General features: G+C 56.7%; 22 protein-coding genes. 6 read left to right on the top strand and 16 right to left on the bottom strand.

The features are described 5' to 3' along the window. The first annotated feature begins 196 nt into the window (after positions 1 to 196). Positions 197 to 739 (top strand): dTDP-4-dehydrorhamnose 3,5-epimerase, encoded by a 543-nt coding sequence (gene rfbC / locus ACP7B1_RS15675; RefSeq protein WP_426137079.1) that lies wholly within the window; start codon positions 197 to 199, stop codon positions 737 to 739. 62 nt (positions 740 to 801) lie between these two features. Here rfbC and ACP7B1_RS15670 read toward each other — a convergent pair whose 3' ends face one another. From ACP7B1_RS15670 to ACP7B1_RS15650, 5 genes are all read right to left on the bottom strand, one after another. Further along, the gene (locus tag ACP7B1_RS15670; RefSeq protein ID WP_426137078.1) at positions 802 to 2,133 is read right to left on the bottom strand and encodes a DUF4910 domain-containing protein; all 1,332 of its coding nucleotides are present in this window, start codon (positions 2,131 to 2,133) and stop codon (positions 802 to 804) included. A 25-nt stretch (positions 2,134 to 2,158) separates the two neighbouring features. Next, the gene (locus ACP7B1_RS15665; RefSeq protein WP_403184384.1) at positions 2,159 to 3,229 is read right to left on the bottom strand and encodes an NAD-dependent epimerase/dehydratase family protein; all 1,071 of its coding nucleotides are present in this window, start codon (positions 3,227 to 3,229) and stop codon (positions 2,159 to 2,161) included. 142 nt (positions 3,230 to 3,371) lie between these two features. Next, positions 3,372 to 4,706: a DUF4038 domain-containing protein gene (locus ACP7B1_RS15660; protein WP_426137077.1), complete on the bottom strand. Its 1,335-nt coding sequence runs from the start codon at positions 4,704 to 4,706 to the stop codon at positions 3,372 to 3,374. Continuing rightward, a complete protein-coding gene (locus tag ACP7B1_RS15655) occupies positions 4,699 to 6,069 on the bottom strand; it encodes a glutamate-1-semialdehyde 2,1-aminomutase (RefSeq protein ID WP_426137076.1) in 1,371 nt (456 codons plus the stop codon). The genes ACP7B1_RS15660 and ACP7B1_RS15655 overlap by 8 nt, the downstream gene beginning before the upstream one ends. 37 nt (positions 6,070 to 6,106) lie before the next feature. After that, complete coding sequence (locus tag ACP7B1_RS15650; RefSeq protein WP_426137075.1) at positions 6,107 to 7,303, bottom strand: glycosyltransferase family 4 protein; 1,197 nt, start codon at positions 7,301 to 7,303, stop codon at positions 6,107 to 6,109. Between the two features lie 200 nt (positions 7,304 to 7,503). On the opposite strand from ACP7B1_RS15650, the gene ACP7B1_RS15645 reads away from it, so the two are divergent. Continuing rightward, a complete protein-coding gene (locus tag ACP7B1_RS15645; protein ID WP_426137074.1) occupies positions 7,504 to 8,757 on the top strand; it encodes a polysaccharide pyruvyl transferase family protein in 1,254 nt (417 codons plus the stop codon). On the opposite strand, the gene ACP7B1_RS15640 is transcribed toward ACP7B1_RS15645, so the two are convergent. Then, positions 8,752 to 9,756 carry a glycosyltransferase family 2 protein gene (locus ACP7B1_RS15640; RefSeq protein WP_426137073.1) on the bottom strand — a complete coding sequence of 335 codons (1,005 nt, stop codon included), beginning with the start codon at positions 9,754 to 9,756 and terminating at the stop codon, positions 8,752 to 8,754. The two genes, ACP7B1_RS15645 and ACP7B1_RS15640, sit on opposite strands and share 6 nt — an antisense overlap. A gap of 39 nt (positions 9,757 to 9,795) precedes the next feature. After that, on the bottom strand, positions 9,796 to 11,268 hold the full coding sequence (locus ACP7B1_RS15635) for an oligosaccharide flippase family protein (RefSeq protein ID WP_426137072.1): 1,473 nt from the start codon (positions 11,266 to 11,268) through the stop codon (positions 9,796 to 9,798). A 377-nt stretch (positions 11,269 to 11,645) separates the two neighbouring features. Between ACP7B1_RS15635 and ACP7B1_RS15630 the strand changes: the two genes are divergently transcribed. Both ACP7B1_RS15630 and ACP7B1_RS15625 read left to right on the top strand, forming a co-directional pair. Next, complete coding sequence (locus ACP7B1_RS15630) at positions 11,646 to 11,921, top strand: hypothetical protein (RefSeq protein WP_105735295.1); 276 nt, start codon at positions 11,646 to 11,648, stop codon at positions 11,919 to 11,921. Between the two features lie 19 nt (positions 11,922 to 11,940). Beyond that, on the top strand, positions 11,941 to 13,047 hold the full coding sequence (locus tag ACP7B1_RS15625) for an NAD(P)/FAD-dependent oxidoreductase (RefSeq protein WP_426137071.1): 1,107 nt from the start codon (positions 11,941 to 11,943) through the stop codon (positions 13,045 to 13,047). A gap of 39 nt (positions 13,048 to 13,086) precedes the next feature. Here the strand turns inward: ACP7B1_RS15625 and ACP7B1_RS15620 are convergent, their stop codons facing one another. Continuing rightward, a complete protein-coding gene (locus tag ACP7B1_RS15620) occupies positions 13,087 to 14,271 on the bottom strand; it encodes a DUF2865 domain-containing protein (protein ID WP_426137070.1) in 1,185 nt (394 codons plus the stop codon). Positions 14,272 to 14,609: 338 nt separating this feature from the next. After that, positions 14,610 to 14,996 (bottom strand): SH3 domain-containing protein, encoded by a 387-nt coding sequence (locus tag ACP7B1_RS15615; protein WP_223615373.1) that lies wholly within the window; start codon positions 14,994 to 14,996, stop codon positions 14,610 to 14,612. Positions 14,997 to 15,213: 217 nt separating this feature from the next. Here ACP7B1_RS15615 and ACP7B1_RS15610 point away from each other — a divergent pair, with 217 nt between their 5' ends. After that, positions 15,214 to 15,600 carry an ester cyclase gene (locus ACP7B1_RS15610; protein WP_426137105.1) on the top strand — a complete coding sequence of 129 codons (387 nt, stop codon included), beginning with the start codon at positions 15,214 to 15,216 and terminating at the stop codon, positions 15,598 to 15,600. 206 nt (positions 15,601 to 15,806) lie between these two features. On the opposite strand, the gene ACP7B1_RS15605 is transcribed toward ACP7B1_RS15610, so the two are convergent. Together ACP7B1_RS15605 and ACP7B1_RS15600 are read right to left on the bottom strand one after the other, a co-directional pair. Beyond that, positions 15,807 to 17,204 carry a nitrilase-related carbon-nitrogen hydrolase gene (locus tag ACP7B1_RS15605; RefSeq protein ID WP_426137069.1) on the bottom strand — a complete coding sequence of 466 codons (1,398 nt, stop codon included), beginning with the start codon at positions 17,202 to 17,204 and terminating at the stop codon, positions 15,807 to 15,809. Continuing rightward, a complete protein-coding gene (locus ACP7B1_RS15600; RefSeq protein WP_426137068.1) occupies positions 17,201 to 17,779 on the bottom strand; it encodes a TetR/AcrR family transcriptional regulator in 579 nt (192 codons plus the stop codon). The genes ACP7B1_RS15605 and ACP7B1_RS15600 overlap by 4 nt, the downstream gene beginning before the upstream one ends. Positions 17,780 to 18,032: 253 nt before the next feature. Here ACP7B1_RS15600 and ACP7B1_RS15595 point away from each other — a divergent pair, with 253 nt between their 5' ends. Beyond that, complete coding sequence (locus tag ACP7B1_RS15595) at positions 18,033 to 18,860, top strand: hypothetical protein (RefSeq protein WP_426137067.1); 828 nt, start codon at positions 18,033 to 18,035, stop codon at positions 18,858 to 18,860. Between the two features lie 40 nt (positions 18,861 to 18,900). On the opposite strand, the gene ACP7B1_RS15590 is transcribed toward ACP7B1_RS15595, so the two are convergent. The 5 genes from ACP7B1_RS15590 to ACP7B1_RS15570 form a co-directional block, all read right to left on the bottom strand. Continuing rightward, the gene (locus ACP7B1_RS15590) at positions 18,901 to 19,638 is read right to left on the bottom strand and encodes an amino acid ABC transporter ATP-binding protein (RefSeq protein ID WP_223615276.1); all 738 of its coding nucleotides are present in this window, start codon (positions 19,636 to 19,638) and stop codon (positions 18,901 to 18,903) included. Between the two features lie 19 nt (positions 19,639 to 19,657). Next, positions 19,658 to 20,350 carry an amino acid ABC transporter permease gene (locus tag ACP7B1_RS15585; RefSeq protein ID WP_288194598.1) on the bottom strand — a complete coding sequence of 231 codons (693 nt, stop codon included), beginning with the start codon at positions 20,348 to 20,350 and terminating at the stop codon, positions 19,658 to 19,660. Further along, entirely contained in the window at positions 20,350 to 21,087 is a 738-nt protein-coding gene (locus tag ACP7B1_RS15580; RefSeq protein WP_223615274.1) for an amino acid ABC transporter permease, read from the bottom strand. The genes ACP7B1_RS15585 and ACP7B1_RS15580 overlap by 1 nt, the downstream gene beginning before the upstream one ends. 72 nt (positions 21,088 to 21,159) lie before the next feature. Beyond that, positions 21,160 to 22,062 (bottom strand): amino acid ABC transporter substrate-binding protein, encoded by a 903-nt coding sequence (locus ACP7B1_RS15575; protein WP_403184415.1) that lies wholly within the window; start codon positions 22,060 to 22,062, stop codon positions 21,160 to 21,162. Positions 22,063 to 22,244: 182 nt separating this feature from the next. Then, positions 22,245 to 22,472: a hypothetical protein gene (locus tag ACP7B1_RS15570; protein ID WP_403184417.1), complete on the bottom strand. Its 228-nt coding sequence runs from the start codon at positions 22,470 to 22,472 to the stop codon at positions 22,245 to 22,247. Positions 22,473 to 22,701 lie beyond the last annotated feature (229 nt).

The following is a 22,701-nucleotide window of genomic DNA, read 5'->3' as shown; positions in this document are numbered from 1 at the left end:
AACGGATGACCCGCGAAAGCGGCGTTCCGTCAAACGGTGTGCTTTGAAACGGCACCGCCGCGAAACGGGCGGGATGGTGCCGCTGACAACCTCAAGTACAGTTTTCGCTACCTCTATTGGAGAGTTTCATTCCTGACGGGGCTCTGACAAGATTGTGCCTATTATTGGCAGGTCATCGTGGACGAGGCGGGATCAGATGCGGTTCACCGAGACAGAACTGAGTGGAGCATGGCTTATCGAGACGCTTCCCCACCATGACACGCGGGGATCGTTTGCGCGGACCTTCTGCGCGCAGGAGTTCCGCGAACATGGGCTTGCCACCGAGTTCGTTCAGCACAGCGCCTCGCATTCACTGACAATGCACACAGTGCGCGGCATGCATTTCCAGAAGGCGCCCCATGCGGAGGTCAAACTGGTTTCATGCATAAGAGGCGCAATATGGGATGTGATCATCGATTTGCGGCCGGATTCGCGGAGCTACCGGCGTCATGTCGGATTTGAACTGTCGGAGGCCAACCATTGCCAGCTCTATATACCCAAGGGCTTTGCGCACGGATTCCAAACCCTGAGCGATGATGCCGTGGTGTCCTATCTGATTTCAGAATTTTACCATCCAGCCGCTGCTGATGGTGTGCGTTTTGATGACCCGGCCTTTGCGATCGATTGGCCGGCGCCCCCTGCGGTTCTTTCCGACAAGGACCGGTCCTGGCCGCTCTTGGGCGAGCAGCTTTGCAGTTAAAGCCCAACCTTAATGCGGCAAAGGATATAGGAGCCTGTCCGGCCCCAACCACGCTCATCCCATCACGCCTGCGGCAGCTCCCCGCCGAGCAGACCCTTTTCCAACAATAATTGCGCGGCGCGGAAAATATCCGGATAGGGCAGGCGGGAACGCAGCGACATGTCGAGAAGGCTGTGATTTCCGTCTGCGAGGTTGAGAACCCAGAGAAAGGCCATCGAGGTCTGCACGGCTGATTTGTCACCGCCCAGCGAGGCGTAGAGGCCGCGCCTGCCCAGTTGCGGTTCGCCCTTGGGAAAAAGGTTGACCGGGGTCCAGTTCGTTTCAATGATATCGATGACTTCGCTGATCATCTGGTAGGAAAGCGCAAGGTTTTCGGGTGTAATGAGCGCCATATTGTCCGCTGAGGTATGGTATTCAGGGAAGGTTCCAAAACCGCTGCGCTGGAACAGACCGACGGGAAGGTTGAATCCCGGGGAGCAATATTGCCGCTCGTCATATCCGTAGGGGCTGAAGTCCTGCATGATTGCCTGTCGATTGCCGCAGCACAGGACGCTTTCCATCGCCCTGTCGATAATGGCGTTGCCTTGACGGCTGCGCTTGTAGGTGGGGCCGCCGCCGTCTCCGACGCACGACACGACCAGGCCGTGATCGATGCGTGCAACCTTGTCTTCGTTGCGGGCAAGCCAGGTCAGCGCACCGATTGTACCGGGCGCAAAGAGGAAGCGATAGTTGTAGCGTGTCTTGCGGGACTGCAAACTCTTGCCGAGCAGGGTCAAGAGGGCGAGGCCAGAACAATTGTCATTGGCAAGCGAGGGATGACAGATATGAGCGGAAAACAGCACATCTCTGTCGGTGGTGCCTTTGTGCAGGTATTCACCATAGGTGAGATGACCGTCGGTCTTTTCGGCGTCAATCAGGACTTCGTACTCGCCGTCCGCGAGCGCAAGAAGAGCATTATGGCTTGTACACAGACCCCATTGCTCACTGTAGTATGAGGTTCGATACGGGATCAGATCGGGCTGATCGGGTAGTGTGTGGATATGGGGTCTGAGTTCGCTCAGTTGCATGATACGGTGAATGGGATTGCTGTAGCTGACCACATGCAGATTGGATTTGGCGAGATCAATGCGCTTGCGGCCGGAGCCATCCTTGACGTAGGCATCACGGATGTTCCATTCGGACGGTACCACCCAGTCGAACACCGGGGTTCCCGTGGGGACTTCGTGCACGACCATATCGATTTGCTGACCCAGTATGGCCAAGGTGTCACGGACGCCATCGCCCGTGATGCTGCGACATATAGGGAACAGGCGGGCAGCCAAGGTGTGAATGGAAAGGCCTATGTCTGTCGCTGTTCCAACGGAGGACTTTGTCCGGTCGGGCGCATTTACCATGTTGTTAACAACTGGCGCGGGATGATCATATGACGGCATCGGACAGCGCTGGATGGCGCTCCACTGCTGAAATACGGCGCAGGCTGGAGGTGAGTTTCCGATCGTCGAGCAACTGACGGATATGGCTGATCCGCTGATAGCGGGGGCCTTCGAATTCCGCCAGTGTCAAATTCGCGGTTACATAAGCCGCATGCAATTGCTCGGCCCCGGCTTTCGCATCCCAGCGTGGCTTGAAATCGGGAAGAACCCGCCTGATCTTGTCAAAGCTGACCCGATACGAACGTGTATCGGGGCCGGCGCCGGGTGCAAACTCCAGCCGGCAGCCCGGAACGATATCCGCGACGATTTCAGCGATATCGCGGATACGGTAATTGTGTTCGGACTGTCCGACATTGAATGCTTCGTTGTGTACGGCATGCCGGGGTGCCTGCAATACCGCCAGGAAAGCCCGTGAAATATCCTCGATGTGGACGATTGGCCTCCACGGCGTTCCATCGGATTTCAAAAGGATGACACCTTCCGTCACGGCCCATGCCACGAGATTATTCAAGACGATATCGAAACGCAGCATGGGGGAAAGACCATAGGCCGTTGCCGGTCGCAGATAGGTTGGGCTGAACGTCTCGTCGGCGAGTTCCGCGATGTCGCGTTCGGCCAGTACTTTCGAACATCCATATGCCGTGACCGGGTTCAATGCTCCGGTTTCATCGATTATATCGCTGCCGGATTGACCGTAATTGCTGCACGAAGAGGCGTAAAGGAAACGCGGGACGCCGGCCTTCTTCGCGGTCGTCGCAAAGTGAACGCTTGCGCGATGATTGATGTCGTAGGTGACCTCCGGGTTGAGGTTCCCCAGCGGGTCGTTGGAGAGTGCTGCGAGATGAACAATAGCGTCATAGCCTACCAGCTCGTCCGCGGTGACATCGCGTATGTCTTTGCATAATCCCGGTATGTCAGGCAGAGCCCCACCGGGCGCATAATGGCAATTCCGGTAGAGTTCGCTGTCGAAGCCGTGGATCTCATGGCCTGCCTTTTGCAAGAAGGGAACCATGACTGAACCGATATAGCCGCGATGTCCTGTCACAAGTACCTTCATTGTTCCAATCCTTTCAAAGAAGCCGTCTTTGATGCCACGGTACTTCCAGTGGGCGGGCTGGGACGAGAGAGGAGTTTGGAGGATCGCAAATGCAATTGGCTGAACCTTCGGCGAAGCGCCTACTTCTTTTGCCTGATCTGTGTTAATCGCGCTGTTTCACGACGAGAAGCCAGTCCCGGTAACCCGACGCATTCCGAGTTGCAGGAACACGGTATTCCAATGTGCCGGCGACGCTCACTATTGGCTCTTTGGCAGCCATGTATTGTCCGGAGGATGGATCGAACCAACGGATATCTCTGGTGGACTGCCAGTTTGCCTGTGCATTGAGAACGACGCTGTTCATACCCGAGAGATAGACCACGACAAGTCTTTCGCCGGGCGAACGGGCGGCCACCGCGATGCCTGCTGCCGGCTGGCCTTGTGTTGTCAGCAATTTGCCCTGATCGGGTTCAAGATCCCACCAGGGAATGGTTTCAAAGAATCGTTTGAGATAGGTCATGCTTTGGGCACCGCGGCTTGCGAGCGCTTTTTGCCAGGGCACGGTTTCCTCATGTATGCCGGGACCGGAAAAATGCCACACGGGATTGTTGCCGAATACCTGGCCGCTGGCGCCGGACAGAAGGGCGGAATAAGCTGCTCCCCGAACCGTTTCCTCCGTTGCACCGTTCTCCCCCTCATACATCCCCTCAATGAGAAAAAAGGGTCTGGCCGGCGATACGAGATATTGAACGCGTGCAGCCTCTGCAACATTGCCATAGGTGTAGAGTGTATCGAGCTTTTTCCAGGGTGCTTTCCAGACAAGGTCTGTTCTTGCATCCCTCCCGCCATGCACACTTTGCAGTGCATCCGGGTCAGCGCGTGCAATCGATCCGGCCAAAGCCTCGACCAGGCTCATATCCGGTGGATCGTAATCGCCGCCCTGTATCCAGATTATATTGTTGAATTTTCCAAACCTTTTGCCGATGTAGGTTCCATAGGCCTTCATTGCTTCGGCGCCGGCATTGCGCATCTCGCCATACCACCCCTGATCTCCGCCATTCACGCCGAGATAGGCCGGGACGAGCAGTACAAGAAATCCCCGATCTTGCGCCCGGCGTAGAATCCACTCGGCATCGTCAAAATAGGCATCGTTGGGAGCGACAAAGCCGCCTGCCGCAAATGGCTTTCGCTTGTAGAAATTGCCCGGTGCGTTGCGGCTGAAGCGGTGCTCGATGAGCGAAACCAAGATGGTGTTGAAACCGCGCTTCCTGCGATCCTCCAGGTAGTGATCGGCTTCTTCGCGGGACAGGTCCCCTATGAGGGACCACGCCGTGTCCGCTGTCATCAGGAATGGCCGCCCCGCATCATCTTCCAAATAGCGTTGGTTGGCTGAGATGCGCAGTGGAAACGCAGCTTCTTTTGCAACAACTGACGTGCACAGTCCAAGGAGCAACAAAAGTGCCCATAGCAGAACCCGCCTCGGAAATGCGTCAAGCATTGCTGGCGCGTTTTAAAACGGGAGCGGGCGTGTCGGGACTGTTGAAGCGGCGGAAGACCGGCTGCGAAGCGCGGCCAACCAGATACTTGTCCACCCCGTGCTGCAGTGCCTTCTTGTACACGCCAAGCGCTCCATCAATCGCGTCTATCGTGCGGTCAACGTCTTCCTCCGTATGCGCATAACTCACGACCAGCGATGGCATCAGAATACCGCGGCGTATCGTTTCCTGTAAAAACAGCGTTCTGAAGGCTTGCGAAGGGAAGCGCTCCGTATCCAGCGTGGCATAGGCAAGGCAGCAATTGGCGCCGGTGACGCTGACGTAACCCGTGAGGTCATGCCGGGCAATCGACTGTTGAACACCACTCTTCAGCCGCTGTCCTTGCGCGTAAAGATGTTCAATTACCGGTTCATTCTGATAAATCCGCATGGTGGCAATCGCCGCGGCGAGCGCGTGGGTTTCCGCACCGTGTGTGGTCGACAGCAGGAAAACCCTCGGTTTGAACACTTGCGTAATGCCGCCGAGATTCATGAACTCGCGTTTGCCGGCGAGCGCCGAGACCGAGAAGCCATTGCCGAGCGCTTTGCCAAAGCACGACAGGTCGGGTTCTATGCCAAAGAGCTTCTGTGCGCCTCCGGCATGCCAGCGGAAACCCGTAATCATTTCATCGAGAATGAACAGAGCCCCATTTTCATGACATAGCTCCATCAAATCGTTCAGAAACGGTTGGGCCGGGCCATCACTGCGCGAGGGCTCGAGTATGAGCGCGGCGATCCTGTGGGGATAGCGTTCAAACAGCGCGCGCGCACTTTCGAGATCATTATACTTGAAGCCAGCGGTCAGTGCCTGAATGGCGGTTGGAATACCGGCGTTCATTTCCGTTGAACCAATGAACCAATCGTCAGTCGAAAAGAATGGATGATCCGCACAAATACCGATCATATCCCGCCCGGTGACGGCCCGGGCCAGTCGAACGGCCGCAGATGTGGCATCGGAGCCGTCCTTGCAGAATTTGACCATTTCGGCTGACTGAACCGTCTCAAGGAAGGTCGCTGCACACTCGACCTCGATTTCGGCAGGGCGGGTGAAATTGCAGCCGAGCTGGAGCTGGCGCATGACCGCCTCGAGGACGGGAGGATATGCGTGGCCCAATCCGACGGCACGGTTGCCCATGCCGTACTCGATATACTCGTTGCCGTCGATGTCCCACACATGACTGCCATAGCCCTTGGCGATGAAGCCAGGCGACAGCAGGGGATATTGATCATCGCCTTTTGCATAGGTATGTGCGCCACCCGGAATCAGATCATGCGCCAGGTCGCGCAGGTGATCTGAATTTTCAAAATTGCGGATCGATGCAGTCATGTGCCAAACCCCTTTTACCTGATCTGCCGATATCTCTTCAAATGCGCTCCCGCATCATGCGCAGCCAATTCTTCACCGGGCGTGGCACAAATGTTCGCAAACCCGAGCGCAAGCCTTTCGGCAGGGACCAATCCCGCATTTTGAGCGGTGGTGCGATGGCAGGTCTGTGCGTCGTGACGTGCCGGATAACGTCGCCATACCGTTCAGCCATATTCCCGATGGTGAATGTGCTATTGGCCTTGTGTCGTGCCGCGTCAGACATCCATTGCGCGGTTTCCCGGCTGGAATGGATCTGGCTGATAATCTGAGCCGCTTCCCTGACATTTCCGATGGTGAAGAGGAAGCCGTTGGTGCCATCATCGACGATGGTGTCGGTCACTCCCCGGATACGCGAAACAACCGGTATGCAGCCGGCTGACATTGCTTCGGTTATGGTCAGCCCAAATCCTTCGAAACGCGAGGGCATGACGAGTACGTCATGCCGAAGCAGAAGATCGAAAACAGCTTCGGGATGAACCGCGCCGAGAAAGGTGGCCTGCTGTTGGCGGGTTGCCATCTTTGATTTCAAGCTTTCGAGATCCGGCCCATTGCCGGCAACAGTCAGATGAATGGACTGCGGCAAATGCGCGAAAATTTCCGGCAACCAGAACACCCCTTTCGACGCGTCCTCGATACGGCCAAGGAAAATGACCCGCAATGTGTCGGCGGGGTTGGGTTCCCTCTGGAATTGCCGCATGGTTGGCGCCGTCGCGGCATGAGGAATCGCGTAGGTTCGGTCTGCGGGAAAGCCCAGTTTCCTGATCAGGTCACTGCGAATGCGATCGGAAACGCCGACGGTCGCATGGACGTGGTTCTTGATCGCGTTTGCCGCGCTGTAAGTCCCGGCAGTGATGTTGTGTACGATCATGATGCGCAGGAATTTGTCGGGTAGATAACGCGCAATATTCGTTTGAATTCGATCGCTGAGGACGTTGATGAATATTCCGTCAAATTCGCCCTCTTCCAGGGCTTCCACAAGGGCCTCGGCCTGATCCCGTTCGCTTGCTCCGTTGGGCGTTTCCACCAGGGAACCGTACGAGAACTCAGGACGCCATTGAGCATCGTAAGGAGTACCGTAGGTGGCCATCCCCAGCCAACGGACGTCAATTCCCTTTTCAGCCAGCGCGGCACGCAGCTGTCTGAACACCGTATATGTGCCACCAATATGGGGGCGGACGAAATAAGCGAACTTCATGAAGTCCTGTCCTTGGGTTTTTCGGCTTCATCCGGAAAACAGCATGAACCGGGAGACGCGGGAATTGAATGTGTCGCGGCGGGTGAGGCCTATAACCCTTTGGGGGAAGCCCCTTGCTCATTAGGCTGGGTGCGGTGTTCCAAAGACCATGTGTTTTTTGCCCGGCAGCGGCAGCAAACTTCCGTCGGCAAGATATCCCATTGATCGCGCGCGACGCTGAGGATGCGTGGATGAAAATATGCTTACTGGGGCAGTTTGGCAGCGGTAATACCGGGAACGACGGTTCACTTGAAGCGATGGTGAATTTCCTGCGCTCATTGCCGTCTGAAGCCGAACTCATGTGTATCTGTTCCAACCCGGAACTGGTCGAAAAGGAATACAAGATCAAATCGATCGGGATCAGCGGTCTGGTTCTGCAAGACCAGTGGTTCATTCGAATGAACGCGTTTCTTGCTGATATCCCGCGCCGTATCGCCAGTATCTACATGCTGTTTGCAAGCCTGAGCGGGGTGGATCTGTTGATCATCCCCGGCACCGGTATCCTGGATGATTTTCAGGAGACGCCCTTTGGTTGGCCGTTCGTGCTCTTCCGCTGGTGCCTGGCAGCCCGGTTGCGTGGGGCGGACATCGCATTCGTCAGCATTGGTGCGGGTCCGATCGAGCATCCCCTCAGCCGCTGGTTTCTGCGGTCGGCGGCCAGAATGGCGCAGTACCGATCCTATCGGGACGCTTATTCCTTGGCCTATATGAAAAGGATAGGCCTTTCTGTTGAGCGCGATGGCCTATTCCCCGATATTGCGTTTCGGCTTCCGGTCCCACCTTCCTCGCCTCCCAAATACGACAGTCCCGTAACAGTCGGCGTAGGCGTTATGGACTACCGCGGATGGTCAAAGGATGCGGTGTTTGGTGAAGCAATCTACCGCTCTTACATCGGCAAGTTGGCCTCCTTCATCCAATGGCTGCTCGATGAGGGGCACAATGTCCGCTTGTTGACCGGCGATGAGCGGGACTGGCGGGCGGTGGGTGACATTGTCGAAAGAGTCTCGGTTCCTATCCATGACAAGCCCGAAGAACGCGTATCCGTGGAGCATGGTGCTACTCTCCACGATTTGATGCGGGAGATAGGCAAGACCGATATTGTGGTTGTGACGCGTTATCATAATGTTGTCTGCGCCTTGAAGCTCGCGCGCCCCACGATCTCGCTCGGATATGCCCAAAAGAATGATGAACTGCTGGCACAATATGATCAGCGCGCATGCCAGCACATTGAAACCTTCGATGTCGAGATCCTGAAAGATCAGACGCGGCGCATGCTTGCCAACCTCAATGAGGTGCATCTGGAACTGGCCAGAGTGAATGCGCGCGTTCAACGGCAGCTTTCCATTCAGGAAAAACTGCTGGAAGAGAGGGTTATCGGCCCGCTTTTCACTGAGCAGCCTGTCATGTCATCATAGCCGGCCGTCTGGTGCCGTGGATGTACCAAGTCGCCGCCCAAGAGCCTTGACGCTGCGGCCAATCAATGCCGAGGCGTCTGATCTGCGCAAGAGGTAGCGGAGAGGCGGCAGCCAGGCTGTGGACGGCCGGAGCTTGATGGCATGACGCATCAACGCCATAGCCTCGGGTTCACCCCGGCACAATTGCGCGACTGCCGACCAGTAGGCTCTTTCACTCAGTGCATTGCGCGCCTGCCGTAAAAGTACATCAGCATCCGTCAGGATTGCCCCGTCATTTTCGAAGAATGACTGGAACGCTGCTTCGAATTCAATGCTCCACTGCTCCAGGGTGCGAACAGTCGCGGATTGATTGAAATCATGAACCCTTGCGACCGCCTGGATGTTTTCCGTTCGGCCCACCGCACCGTGAAGGGCAAAACGCAGCCACATCTCAAGATCATCCGTGTGGATCAAGGCGGGCTTGTAATACCCGACTTTCTTCTGGATTGCCGTACGTACGATCGCCGTGGGGCCGCTCACAAAATTCCTTCCGCTTTGACAGAGGGATTTCAGAAAGGACATGCCGTCCTGCTTTGACCAGTCCGAAGGCAATGGATTGTCCGGCAGTCCATCGCCTTCCGTATTGTTTGCGCGAAAATGGGTCTTGCCATGCACAAGGTGAACATCCCGATTGTCCTCCATGAAGGCCATTGCCCGGGCAAGAGCTCCCGGTGCCAGGTAATCGTCAGAACAAAGGATCAGAAAATAATCCGATTGTGCCCAATCGATACCGTCATTGAATGACGCGTGTGCACCGAGGTTTTTGGGGCGCAGCATCAGTTCTATTCTGGGATCGGCACTGGCCAGCATCCTGGCAACGGCCGCGCTGTCGTCGGTAGAGGCATTGTCGATGATCAGAATGCGCAGCCTCTCGGCAGGTTGGTTGCGCACGCTGTCGACGCAGTTTTTCAGATAGTGGGCGTAATTGTAATTCGGTATGACCACGTCAATGGATTTCATCGTCGAAAATCCAATCCTTGAGCCGAAGCACGGGGCCGCTCATTTGACGGTCGCGGCGTTTATCCTTGCCAGCAGCGTCGGCATTGCGATTCTTGCAATGTTTTCCACTTCATCAAGGAAAGGATGCCTGAAGTAAGCCAGGGCTGCCAACCATCCTATCGCCGAGAACAGACCCGCAATGCAGGCTTGGGCAATCGACAGGTCGAACTGAAAACGGTTTGCCGCAAGAACGAGCAGCGGACCTGCAATGGCCCATATCGTCACGAGGCCGCTTCGGTATAAAACATGAAACAGTTCGTCCCACGCAAAAGGAACCTGCCGGCGGACATAGACCAGCGAAAGGTACATCTGAAAGGGCAGGACTATGAACTGGCTTAGTGCCAGGGCGTAGAGCCCGAAAAAGCTGGCTGCGCAGATCACGAGCATCGACAGTCCCCGGCCAATGAAATTGGCTTCAAAAGCCTGTCTATTTGCGCCCATTGCGACGAGAACGGGAAAGGTCAGGATATTGGGAAACCAGAAGAGCGCGGCCAGTGCAAAAATCTGGACAAGCGGTGCTGTCTCGGACCATTGGGGGCCCAGTGCGATGCGAACAATCGGATAGGCCAGAATGGCCATTGCCAGGGTTGCTGGCCAGTACAGCGCCGTGATGTAGCTTATGATGCGCAGATAAGCGGCTTTGACGTCGCGTTCCGCTCTGACTTCCGATGCAAATGCGGGAAAGGCGACGGAAAATATCGCCGAGAGCAGGATCTTGTCGGGTAAGCCGCAAACGAGATTTGCACGATTGTAGAGGCCAACCGCCGTGAGCGGCATGATCCGGCCCAGGACGAGCTGGGGAAGTGCCTCATAGGACCGATCAAGGAGCGTCGATGCGCCTTTGTAGGAGCCGAAGGCGAAAGCCGCCCGCCAGCTCTTCAGGCAGGGGTGCAACATCCAGAAGATTGGTCTGGTGTGAAAAGCGAGAAGCATCCGTACGATAGCCGAGGCGAGTGTTCCCCAGGCAAAGCTCATGAAGCCAAAATGCAAGGCAACAAATGCGATGGTCGCAACGGCATTGGTTATGCTTCCGATGGCGTTGATGCGGGTTACCGCACCAAAGGTCAGATCCCGGCGCAACAGGGCGATGATCGGACAGACAGCGGCGTCGACAACACCCGCAAAGGCCAGTATTTTGATGAATGCGAGCAGTTCAGGCGCGGCGTAAAATCGGGAAAGGAACGGGGCCGAGAAAAACAGGGCGCAGCCTATGACGGTGGAGAAGCCGAAGGTCAGCGTGAAGCTGGTTCTTATGTCCTCGCGTGTGAGTGTGTCGCGCTGAATGAGGTATTCTGACGTGACAAATTCCCTGACGGTCAGCGCAATCGTGCCAATTCCCAAGCCGATGACGGCTATCCCGATCTCGCTGCTGCTCAACATGCGCGACAGGACCGTGATCATCGCCACGCTGACGATCACTTGCGAATACTGTTCCAGTATCGCCATGAAAAATGCCCGGCGTACAGCGCTCACCCTCTGACCTCTCTTATGATTGTCGACCGTTTTTCGAGCGCTTGTTTGCCAGCCGGACTTTTACGTCATGGCGGCACGCAGGCAACCTTAACTCTAGCGCTTTGTAGAAGCCGGTTTAAGCTGTCTATTCAGTTGAAAGGCGGCTAAGCCGTTCGACGTACCTGCGTCCTCAATACGACGCGGGCAGGAATCGAATGGTGACAATTGGCCCTGCCGTGTCCATTGAAAGATATCGGCAGATCATCGATTTTATTGTCTTCACAGTTCGGCCGAACGCTTAAGGATGTACCTGATATCCGTCAGACCAATTACCAATCCGGCTCACAAAAGTGGTAAAGAAATGGTTCTGAGGGCGTTGCGTGTGAGCCAGGATTTCCATGATCGAGGACGAGCAGATACGGACAGAAATGATGGCGATCCAGTTCTGGCTTCGTGCTCTTTTTCTGTATGCGGCGACAGGAACCCCGCCAACGGCGCGCTCGGTTCAGGAGTTTCTCAATGAGCTGAAGAATTTTGCGCCGCAGGATGGTGCCAATGATCTCTCGCCGGCTGACTGGGACAAAGAACACCTTTTGCACTATCCCAGCTATGAGCGGGTCGGCAGCAAGATTATAGAGACGCTCCAGAGTCTGGAGAAAAAACTGACATCATGAATCTACGATGGGGTGAAGAGTGGATCGCATAGGCTGCGTTGTTGCGGGCGGTGGCGTTATCGGGATTGCCATAGCGCGGGAATTTGCAAGACGAGGCGTCGAAACGCTCATCGCCGAAGAGAGCGGTGCGGTGGGGAGTGGAATAAGTTCCCGCAATTCCGGTGTCATTCACGCCGGCCTCTATTACCCTGAAGCCAGTTTGAAGGCGCAGTTCTGTGTGGAAGGTAACGCCGCGCTCTACCGGTTTGCGAATGCATACGGCGTGGCGCATAAGCGCTGCGGCAAACTGATCGTTGCGACTGATAACCAGCAGGTTGAGACCCTGACCGAAATCGCCGGGCGCGCCCGCAGGTGCGGTGCGGGTGATCTGCAATTCCTTTCCGGAGCGCTAGCCCGTCGCGTCGAGCCGGAATTGAACTGCACGGCCGCGATTATGTCTCCGTCTACCGGAATCGTTGATTGCCATGATCTGATGCTGGCGCTGCTTGGAGATGCGCAGGCGCACGATGCAATGATCGCATTCCACACCAAGGTGGTGTCCGTGGACGCTGACAGCGATGGTTTTGTCGTTCACACCATCGAGACGGAAACTGACCGGCCGTATGAATTTCGCACGGACGTGTTTATCAATGCCTGCGGGCTCAACGCGCCTGAACTGGCGACGAAAATTGCAGCATTGCCGAAGCATCATGTGCCGGAGCGCCGATATGCAAAGGGAAACTATTTCTCGGTGCCGGGTGCCGCGCCGTTTCAGCATCTGATTTATCCCGTGCCCGAGCCCGGAGGTCTAGGTATCCACTTGACGCTCGATCTGGGAGGCAGCATGCGGTTTGGTCCGGATGTTGAATGGGTGGATACCATTGACTATTCGGTCGATCCGGCGCGGGCCGAGCGTTTCTACCAGGCAATACGGACATATTGGCCCGCGTTGCCCGATGGGGTTCTCCAGCCTGCCTATTGCGGCATCAGGCCAAAACTGAGTGTTGCGGGCGAAACGGTGACAGATTTCCTTATCGAGGGCCCGTCGTCGCACGGTGTAAAAGGACTGGTCAATCTGTTTGGTATTGAAAGCCCGGGGCTGACGTCCTGCCTGCCCATTGCGCAATATGTGGCGGCGCTGGTTTGAATCGGAGGTCAATTGCTAAGGCACTTCGAGTGCCAATTCTTAGTCTCCAAGACGCTTCAGTATATCGGTCGCAACTGTTTCGATGGCCATGCCGAATGTGAACCTGTTTGCTCGATCAGGGTCTTGCGTAAAAAGTGGCTCGGCTGGCCGCGGCGCCTTAAAATCAATTTTCCGTTCTTCATCGGGAAGATATGCCGAACCGACGATACGTACATTTCGCCGATCATTCTCCTGGGTGGGTTCTGCCAAGACGCTGCCAAAGGGGTTGCCGCTGCCTTTGGATGCGGCGTTAGAGTCCGCTGCTGTCTCCGCCTCGGAGGGGTGTTGCGCGATTGGCAATTCAGGCCCAAGGGCTGTTGAAGCTCCTTGACCGGCGGGGGCCACCGCACTGACCGATGTTTTTAATGATTGCTGCGCATTGTGGCACGTGCAATTGGCCACTGGCGGAGCGTCGGCAAGACGATAGTTGAAAGCGGTGGGCAGGTCCTTATAGGGAATCTTGGTTTCGACGGAGATCATATCCTCGGAAGACTGCTCCGGTATAGCATGGGAATACAATTTTACCGGCGACGCGGGACACATTTCACTGCAGGTGTTCTGGTCGCGATCGAAATATTTGGTCTGGACGGCGAAAGAGATCGGAAAATAATACCCATCGCACGTTCGCACACAGAGTGTTCGATAGAGTTTCGTACTGGACGCATCAGGGTTTTGCGTCGGTTGCCGCGGCCGTTTCCGTTCGATCGCCTGCCTGGGAAGCGTTGCGACTTTCGTTACTTCCGGTTCGGACGCTGAATTGCCGAAAAGCGCCTCGAGCAGCCCCTGCCGCCGCTCTTCAGCGCACCCATTTGCTTTCAGTGCCGCAAGAATGTGCGCTTTGGAGGAAGGGGAGCCTTTGGAACGGGTTTCCGCACGCTTGCGCCTCTCAAGCTCGGCCGCAATACTTTCAACATTCTGTTGAAAACGCGCGCATTGCTTCGGGTCTCCCCTGGAAAAGAGCGTGTTGCCGCAACCCGCCTGATTGGCGCGTGCGCGTGCTTGCTGCAGCTTCATCGCCTGCTCTTGGACAGCTCTATTGACCTGCGGTTCGTCCCTGATCGGCAGTTTGAGCTGCTGGCGAAGCCGGATGCAAATGCTTGGTTCAGCCACGGCATTTGCATGAAGAAAGAGGCTGGAAGATAAGAGCAGAGCTAGTCCGAGAATATTCCGGCTAATGAATTTCATCGACGCATACCTACTCGTAACAACACTCAGGGGATGATCAGTTGTATTCAAGTTGAGATGGGTATTGATAGATGCGAAATCTCAGAAATAAGAATGCGTTTCTACACGCTAATCTGCGGAATGAAAATGATTTATTTTAATGTTACTGACCCGCAAGGCGATTTACGGTTAATGGCATTTGGATGAATGTAGGCGGATTGGCAGGTATTGCCGCACAGCCCGCACACGGACACCGGTCCGTCGGGAGCATCGCAAATGCCGACACTGATCGGATCAGGGCAAATTAATGCATGGCGCCGTTCCTCCAACCGTGCGGTTGAAGGAACAATGGCGAGATTTCACCGGCAAGAGAATCCTGGCGCGATCTTGCAATTCGGGCGAGGGCGGTGGGGCCGCGGCGGCGGGCGGTGGCCATGATAATAGGGAGGCCGCACAACAATCGTCGGCCGAACCACAATGGCAGGCCTGTGAACGGCCACGCGATCGAGATAGTTGGCTGACACCCATCCCCGGATGCCCTGCCGTCCGATCCGGCACCAGTTTGATTGGCAAGCCAGAACATTCACGCGTATTCCCGCAGCCAGAGTACCAACGCGGGTGTAATGTGTTGCCGGACCGGTGCGAAGATTAACATTCCCGGTTGTATAGGCGACATCAGCAAGAGCAGAGCCTGCCGAGAATATTATCGTGGAACAAAAAACAAGTAGTGTGAGAAAGCTTCTCATGTTCATTGCTCAATCCCCCCTGCAATAACACTGATTCAATTTGAATCTTCGGTCTAATAGATTGAAATTATCGCGATTTGTCCAGTTGCTTTATAGAATAAGCCGATGATCATCGGCATGATGAGAAAGTTGCCGCCGCAGGTTGAGTCTTAATGCGATGACCGATGCACGTATTCGCCTCGTCCTGAACCTCACGGGCAGCCAAGGAGCCGTTATCATGACTGAGACTAACCTCGCGGAAATCTATAACGCCTATATTTCCTGCTTGAATACGCAGGATTGGCCGAACCTCGGAACGTTCGTTCAGGAGGACGTGCGCTACAACGGAAAGCTGATTGGGTTGACAGGGTATCGAGTGCTGCTGGAGAACGACTTTGCGGAAATTCCGGACCTGTATTTCAATATTGAGCTGCTGATTTCCGACCAATCCTATATTGCTGCCCGCCTCCTGTTTAACGTGACGCCAAAAGGGAATTTCTTTGGTCTTCCCATCAATGGGAGGAAGGTGTCCTTCAGCGAAAATGTATTCTACCAGTTTCGAGACGGAAAGATCAGCCTGGTATGGTCGGTGATAGACAAGGCAGCCATCGAAGCGCAGATCTAGCACTTATCCCGAGCCCATTCCTTAAAACCCGAGATTTCCGGTCATCCAGGATTGAAGCTCGGCATAATGGTCTGTCTCCGCAACTGCAACTTAACGGAGACACGCATGACGATTCCTTTTTTAACAGTGACCGCTGCCTGATCGGCGCGGACCAGCAAGTTTGAGCGTCGGTTCGATATCCGAACCTTGAGCAACCGGTGACGGCATCAGGCAGCGGTGACTGCGCGCCGACGTTTCAACATCGAGAGAATGGCGATCGAAAGTGTTGAAGCGAGGCACAGCCATGCGAAGAGATCGCCGATCCGCGTGTAAAGCGTCGGCCCGGGGCCAAGCGGAAGGTCCGTGACCACCATGGTGAGGCCCGTCGGTGCATCCTCTTTCATGGCGATGACACGGCCTTGCGCATCGCTGGCGATCACCAGACCATGGTGGGCGGGACGCATCATGGAAAATCCATTCTCGACGCCGCGCATGATGGCCATTCGTGCATGCTGCCAGCCGTCGATGCCGAAGTCGCCCGCCGGCACACCTGCCAGCCGGGCTCCGTTCACGGCATCGAAGCGAATGGTGCTGGGGAAATCCATGTCTTTGCAGATCTCCATTGCGAATCCGTCGGCCAGGGTCCCGGAGGCGTGACCGGGCACGTAGCGCTCTTCAAGCCCTGGCACGGGATGCCGCTTGTCATAGCGCTGCGTCGGTCCCGTGGGGTCGAATGCAAGCGCGAAATCGGCTGGCGGGTGGTCAGAATGGAAGCCGGCAATGATCCGTACTCCTGTTTCCCTGGACGCGGACGCAAGCGGCGCGATGATGGCCGACTGCGCCTCAGGGATCGATGCCATGCCCCCTTCCGACGTCACGATGAAACGGGCGCCCTGGCGAGCCGCTTCACGGATTTCCTGTGCGTAGGCTGTCGTCACCGCAAGATCCTCCGGCAAAGCATGCGCGCGCCAGGCGTTCGCTACAATGGATTCATCCACGATGCCTGCCACCCGGACGGTGGACGGCTGTGGCTGGGCCAGACGCACGAACCCGAACGCCAAGTTCGCCGCGCAGATCGCAATGCCCAGAGTGATGGCGGTGATGGTCTCCCGCCTGGCGCGTAACGCCAAGGCAATGGTGTTGGCGAAGAGGCAAATGAGGAATGTGACGGCATACATTCCCAAGAGCGAAGCGCTCTGGATCAGGATGGGCGCTGACATCGTGCTGTAGGCAAACGAGCCGTAGGTGCCGTTCGGCGATGGAAGCTGGCTCAGGAATTCGACCGCCGTCCACCATGCTGGAAACGCGACGAGTGTGGCGAACGGATGCGCCCAGAGGTGTACAAAGCGCGCGAACCAGACAGCGGCGCAAAACATGCCAACGTAAAGCAGCAGCACAGGCACGATTATGAAGAGCGGCGGTATGTAAGGCAGTTGCAGTATGTAGCCGCCGCTTGCCAGGATCGCGGCCGCGCTCGCCGCCATCACCTGCCACATCGGTTGCTTTCCGTAGGCCAGCCACAGCAGCGGCACCGGTGCGAACCAAGCCAGCATCCATACGTCGTCGAAGCCCTGTGACAGGTAGAACATCGCGCCGCTCAGCAGCGCAGCGAGGACGGCGATCATCTTGTTCTCCGAGCAGATTGGAATGAAGCGAGGCATTGGTGAAGGGCCGTGCGGTAGAGCGCTTTGAACTGCGTCTCGCTCGAAAAGCGGTTGGCGCGATGCATCGAGACGAGACCTTGACCGAGCGCCGCGAGCGCCAAGGCGATTTCGAGCGCGGTAGTGTCCCCGATGCGTCCCTCTGCCTGCGCCTCTTCGATGCGCTTCATGGCCATGGTCAACACGGGCGAGCGACCGGCCGCAAAGTCGTCTGGAAAGCGGCGCGCCTCGGGCGCGGGCAGGAAGAACGCCGCGTCGAACCGGTGGGGTTCCGTGATGGCGAAGTCCAGGTAAGCTTCGCCGAGCTCCTCCAGCCATTCCATCGGATCGGATGTGCCAATGGCGCGCGCGCGCTCTTCCCAGGCCCGAAGTCCGTCCGCCATCAAAGCGTTCAGCAGAGCGTTCTTGTCGGCGAAGTGGCGGTACATCGCCATCGTCGACATCTGCGCGCTCTGCGCCACCTTTCGGATGGTGAGTCCCGCGATTCCGTCCTGTTCGAGTACGGCTTTGGCCGCCGCAAAGATCCGGTCCATGGTCATGTGTGCTTTGTACACGTATCTGTGTGCAATGTACACAGGGCTGAAGCCATATCGGAAATCTCGGGCTTTAGGGAACGTGTTCGGCAGAGTATCGGGCTCGGCATAACGGGATGAAAATCGTCCGCGACGCCAGCCACCGCGTCCCTCAAGCTGCTGATGTACCATGTCCTTGCTGCCGGTAACGAAATACCAAGGAAGCCCTGTCAGGCTGGGTGACATCGCGATTCGACGCTCAGGAACGTTGTCAAACCCGATGTTGATCTGGCCCGACCGCAACTGGGCCGAAGAGGGCAGGATTCATATGGCCAAGAGAAAGCGCAGCACCCGTTCACCGTCACGTTCGCCGAAGCGATCATCCTCGCGCTCGGCATCGGGCGGGTCCTCGATGGGTATATTCCTGGCTCTTGCCGTGATTGTCGGCGTTGGCGCATTGAGCGTATGGTCGGCAACGCAGCACAAAGGCCCGCTCAAAGCCTTCGCCGGATGGTTCGAGCGTCCAGCGGCACAGACCAGTCGATCAGCCGCCGCAAAGCCAGACGCAGATGTGAAACAGACAGTGAAAGCCGCGCCGCGTCAGGAGAACATTCCGGCTACCGCTTTCAATGCTCCGATCCCGCGCCCCTCCGTTCCCGTCGGCGCACAGCCGAATCCCGTGGTGCCCACGCCGTTGCAGCGGGCAGCATTGCAGCAGCCGCAACCATTGCAGCGCCCGGCCTTGGCCGTTGGTCCTGCGGAGCGGACGGGCATTCACCTGCCACGCGGGATCAACATGCCCAACATGACGCCGTCGGTGGTGTACGCCCGGGAACGACTGACCTTGCGGCGCAATGCGTGGGACAAATCCGAACCGGCGGGTACCGTGGAAAAGGGACGCGAAATGCGCTCCTATGGCAAAACCGGCAAATGGCATCATATCGTGATCCCCGCTACCGACATGATCGGCTGGGTGCACGAAGATATGCTGATTGCCGGAAAAACCCACCCCGGCACGTCGGGTATGACGACAGGTGCGATATCCGGCACGCCCAGGTCCACACAGGTGCAGGCCATCTATCCGCCACGCCCGGTCGGCACCCAGTGATGGCCTGAACAAAGCGGGGACGGTCGCCCCTGCCGCTACCTCAATACTGTAGAATCTTGTTAAGAAACTCGCGCGTGCGCGGCTGGCGGTCCTCGATCTTGCCGAAGAACTCATCCTTGGTCGTATCCTCGAGAATGCGTCCGCCGACATCCATGAAAATGACGCGGTTGGAGACTTTCCGGGCAAAGCCCATTTCGTGGGTCACGACCATCATGGTCATGCCTTCCGAGGCGAGACCGACCATGACGTCCAGCACCTCGCCCACCATCTCCGGATCAAGCGCCGATGTCGGCTCGTCAAAAAGCATGATGATCGGATCCATGGAGAGTGCGCGGGCGATGGCCACACGCTGCTGCTGGCCGCCGGAGAGCTGGCCGGGGAATTTGTGCTGATGATCGATGAGGCCGACACGCTCCAGCATTTGCAGGCCGCGTTTCTTGGCCTCGTCGCGCCGGCGGCCAAGCACCTTTATCTGGGCAATGATGAGGTTGTCGGTGACCGAAAGATGCGGAAACAGTTCGAAGTGCTGGAAGACCATCCCGACGCGGCTTCTCAATTTCGGCAGGTCGGTGGCCTTGTCGTGAACGGCGACGCCGTCGATCCAGATTTCACCCTTCTGGATCGGTTCAAGCGCGTTGATGGTCTTGATCAGGGTGGATTTGCCTGAGCCGGACGGCCCGCAAACGACGACAACTTCTCCCTTGTTGATCTTGACCGAGCAGTCGTTGAGGACCTGAGTCGTGCCATACCATTTGGAAACGCTTTTCATTTCGATCATTGTGATTGCGTCCTTCAGTTCAGCGCACGATGCGGATTTTCTGGTTCAGTTTCTTGACGAGCATGGACAAGAAAAAGGAGATGACGAAATAGACCACGGCAGCGAGGAGATAGGTTTCGATCCGCCTGCCGAACGTATTGCCCATGATTTCGAAACCCTTGAGGATGTCGTAGGCGCCGATGGCATAGACCAGCGAGGTATCCTGGAACAGCACGATGGTCTGGGTCAGGAAGACCGGCAGCATGTTGCGGATCGCCTGGGGCAGGATGATGTAGCGCATGTTCTGCGCATAGGTCATGCCGAGAGCCTGCCCCGCATTCGTCTGACCGCGCGGCAGGGATTGGATGCCGGCGCGCACGATCTCGCTGAAGAAGGCGGCTTCAAAGACAATGAAGGTAATCAGGGCGCAAATCTCGGCCCGGTATTTCTGGCCGCTTCCACCCGGGAACAGGTCGTAAAAACCGGATGGCACCAGCAGGAAAAACCAGAGGATCACCATCACCAGCGGCACGCTGCGAAACACATTGACATACCACGTGGCGATATATTCCAGCGGCTTGACGTTGGACAGGCGCATCAGGGCAATGACGGTGCCGAGGGCAATGCCGCCAATGGTGGCGGCGATCGTAAGCGAGACGCTGAAATAGAGGCCGCTGAGCAGATAATTGCTGATATTGGCCCATGTATAGAATGAAAAGTCGAGCGTAGCCATCAATGCGCTCCCTGCGTCTGGACCGTCAGGCCGGGTATGCGCATCCGCCGTTCCATGAAGGCCATGACCCGGTTGACCACCAGCGCGGTTACCGCATAGAGCACCGTGGCTGCCAGATAGACCTCGACCCCGCGCGACGTCTCTTCCTGTGTCTGCATGGCGAAGCTGATCAGTTCGGGAATCGATACCGCAAAGGCGACCGACGAGTTCTTGACGATATTCATCGCTTCGCTGGTCAGCGGCGGGATGATGATGCGGAAGGTCTGCGGCAGGATCACATAGCGGTAGGTTTGGAACTGGGTAAAACCGACAGCATAGGCGGCGTTGCGCTGGCCTGTCGGCAAAGCCTGGATACCGGCGCGTATCTGTTCGGCGATACGGGCGGAGGTGAAGAAGCCGAGCGCACAGCAGGCCAAAACGAAGCCCGGCACACTCCGCATGCCCGGAACGAGTTCGGAAATCACGAAGAACCAGATGAAGAGCTGGACGAGGATGGGAATATTGCGGAAAAGTTCAACCCATCCCGCCGCGAAGGCGGAGATGACCCGGTGTCCCGACAGCGTGCGCAACGTGCCAATGACGATGCCGAACACCAGAGCGATCACGAGCGAGGTGGCGGCCACAGCCACCGTGTAGCCCCAAGCCGACAGCATCCATTGAAAGTAGGTGACGCCGTCACCCCGGTCATCCCAAAGAAACTGCCAGCGATCCCATACGTTCTGCCAATACGCCATCATATCTCGCCCACCCGCACGTGTTGCATCAACAGGGCCGGTACTGCACGTTTCCCGGCCCTGGTAAGCTCAAACCTATTGACCGGGTTGCTTGTAGTCCTCGGTCGGCTTGTCGTTCGGATTGGCCCAGGCTTCCTTTGTTGCTTCCGAGGCCGGCATGTTCAGCGAAACATTGTTCGGCGGAATGGGCTGCATGAACCACTTGTCGTAGAGCTTGGCGATGGTGCCCGCCTTGATCTGTTCCACGATGCTTTCATCGACCGCCTTCTTGAACTCGGGGTCGTCCTTGCGGATCATGATGGCGATCGGTTCAACGGACAGGACTTCCGGCAGAACCTTGAAATCGCTCGGCTTTTGTGCCCGGGCAATATTGGCCGCGAGGATCGAGGCGTCCATCACGAACGCATCGGCGCGGCCGCTCTGCAGGAGCAGGAAGCTGTCGGCGTGATCCTTGCCGTAGACCTCGTTGAAGGTAATGTCTTTGCCGCGCTTGTTTTTGCGCAAGGTCTGAACAGAAGTGGTGCCGGTCGTGGTCGCCACGTTCTTGCCGTTCAGATCTTCCAGCTTGCTGATGTTGGAGTTGGCGCGGACCGCAATTTTCACTTCCTCGACATACACGGTATCGGCAAATGCAACGTCCTTTGCGCGTGCGGTGTTGTTCGTTGTTGAGCCGCATTCGAGATCAACGGTGCCGTTCTGGACCAGGGGCACACGGTTCTGCGATGTAACGGGCTGATACCGGATGTCCAGCTTTTCAAGCCCAAGCTTCTTCTTGATGTCCGCAATGATATTCTGGCAAACATCGTAGTGATAGCCGGTGTAGACGCCGTTGCCGAGCGTATAGGCCAATCCGGATGACTCCCGGACACCCTGCGTGATGGTGCCAGAGGACTTGATCTTGTCCAGAGTTCCGTCAGCCTGTGCCGCTGACCCAAGAGCAGCAAAGAGTATTGTTGCCGTGATCAGAATTTTTTTCATTTAATCCTCCAATTCGAACGCCGCAACTATGGCCGCATTCGGCGAAATTGAAAAGCGCTTAGGCTTCCAATTTGCAAATCCGGGCCGCTTGGCTGTGGAACACCCATTGTTGTGAAAGGCCTCTGCTGCTCGCGGGCGGCGATGTAACGGGAACGCCGCCAGCTCTTGTAGTGTCCGGATATTCAGTCTCTGGGAGCCGCATAGACGAGCAATTGCCAGACGATTGGCAGGTTATTCGAGTGCCGGTGTTGAGCCGGCAGCGGTACGCCTTCTGTCGCAGCTATTTCCTCACCGCAGTTTTTGCAGCGGTATATGCCGGAATTGTAGGGGATCGATCCGGGTTCGAATTCTTTGTCAAACTGGTCGCTCTCGTATCTCAGCAGGTATTTTCCATATTTGTAAGAGGCCATGCTTTTCTCCCGCGATGTCAATATACGGGTCAGCGGCGTCCGGTGCGAAGCAGGAAAACGACCTGATTCAACCATTGGCCGCCCCAAGGTAATCCGGCGTGATGTTAATGGAGACTCCGGCCGATTGTCACTACGGCTGTTGGCTCTCCCGTGCAGCGGGTCGAATTCTTATGCGTTTGGTAACCGGGATGGAAAGGGCCGGTGGCCATTGCCCCTGTTCCTCTGCTAG

The sequence above is a fragment of the Phyllobacterium sp. SL163 genome, assembly GCF_049896885.1.
GTDB lineage: Bacteria > Pseudomonadota > Alphaproteobacteria > Rhizobiales > Rhizobiaceae > Phyllobacterium > Phyllobacterium calauticae.
The sequence above is the reverse complement of the archived record's forward strand: the minus strand, read 5'-3'. Positions and strand labels throughout refer to the sequence as shown.

Excerpts from the sequence above, each read along its gene's own strand:
- ACP7B1_RS15610 (WP_426137105.1), top strand. The coding sequence starts at position 15,214 with ATGACTGAGACTAACCTCGCGGAAATCTATAACGCCTATATTTCCTGC.
- ACP7B1_RS15620 (WP_426137070.1), bottom strand. The coding sequence starts at position 14,271 with ATGAAATTCATTAGCCGGAATATTCTCGGACTAGCTCTGCTCTTATCT.
- ACP7B1_RS15630 (WP_105735295.1), top strand. The coding sequence starts at position 11,646 with ATGATCGAGGACGAGCAGATACGGACAGAAATGATGGCGATCCAGTTC.
- ACP7B1_RS15605 (WP_426137069.1), bottom strand. The coding sequence starts at position 17,204 with ATGATCGCCGTCCTCGCTGCGCTGCTGAGCGGCGCGATGTTCTACCTG.
- ACP7B1_RS15615 (WP_223615373.1), bottom strand. The coding sequence starts at position 14,996 with ATGAGAAGCTTTCTCACACTACTTGTTTTTTGTTCCACGATAATATTC.
- ACP7B1_RS15660 (WP_426137077.1), bottom strand. The coding sequence starts at position 4,706 with ATGCTTGACGCATTTCCGAGGCGGGTTCTGCTATGGGCACTTTTGTTG.
- ACP7B1_RS15595 (WP_426137067.1), top strand. The coding sequence starts at position 18,033 with ATGTTGATCTGGCCCGACCGCAACTGGGCCGAAGAGGGCAGGATTCAT.
- ACP7B1_RS15665 (WP_403184384.1), bottom strand. The coding sequence starts at position 3,229 with ATGAAGGTACTTGTGACAGGACATCGCGGCTATATCGGTTCAGTCATG.
- ACP7B1_RS15570 (WP_403184417.1), bottom strand. The coding sequence starts at position 22,472 with ATGGCCTCTTACAAATATGGAAAATACCTGCTGAGATACGAGAGCGAC.
- rfbC (WP_426137079.1), top strand. The coding sequence starts at position 197 with ATGCGGTTCACCGAGACAGAACTGAGTGGAGCATGGCTTATCGAGACG.
- ACP7B1_RS15650 (WP_426137075.1), bottom strand. The coding sequence starts at position 7,303 with ATGAAGTTCGCTTATTTCGTCCGCCCCCATATTGGTGGCACATATACG.
- ACP7B1_RS15585 (WP_288194598.1), bottom strand. The coding sequence starts at position 20,350 with ATGGCTACGCTCGACTTTTCATTCTATACATGGGCCAATATCAGCAAT.
- ACP7B1_RS15600 (WP_426137068.1), bottom strand. The coding sequence starts at position 17,779 with ATGACCATGGACCGGATCTTTGCGGCGGCCAAAGCCGTACTCGAACAG.
- ACP7B1_RS15640 (WP_426137073.1), bottom strand. The coding sequence starts at position 9,756 with ATGAAATCCATTGACGTGGTCATACCGAATTACAATTACGCCCACTAT.
- ACP7B1_RS15670 (WP_426137078.1), bottom strand. The coding sequence starts at position 2,133 with ATGGTAAATGCGCCCGACCGGACAAAGTCCTCCGTTGGAACAGCGACA.
- ACP7B1_RS15655 (WP_426137076.1), bottom strand. The coding sequence starts at position 6,069 with ATGACTGCATCGATCCGCAATTTTGAAAATTCAGATCACCTGCGCGAC.
- ACP7B1_RS15590 (WP_223615276.1), bottom strand. The coding sequence starts at position 19,638 with ATGATCGAAATGAAAAGCGTTTCCAAATGGTATGGCACGACTCAGGTC.
- ACP7B1_RS15580 (WP_223615274.1), bottom strand. The coding sequence starts at position 21,087 with ATGATGGCGTATTGGCAGAACGTATGGGATCGCTGGCAGTTTCTTTGG.
- ACP7B1_RS15575 (WP_403184415.1), bottom strand. The coding sequence starts at position 22,062 with ATGAAAAAAATTCTGATCACGGCAACAATACTCTTTGCTGCTCTTGGG.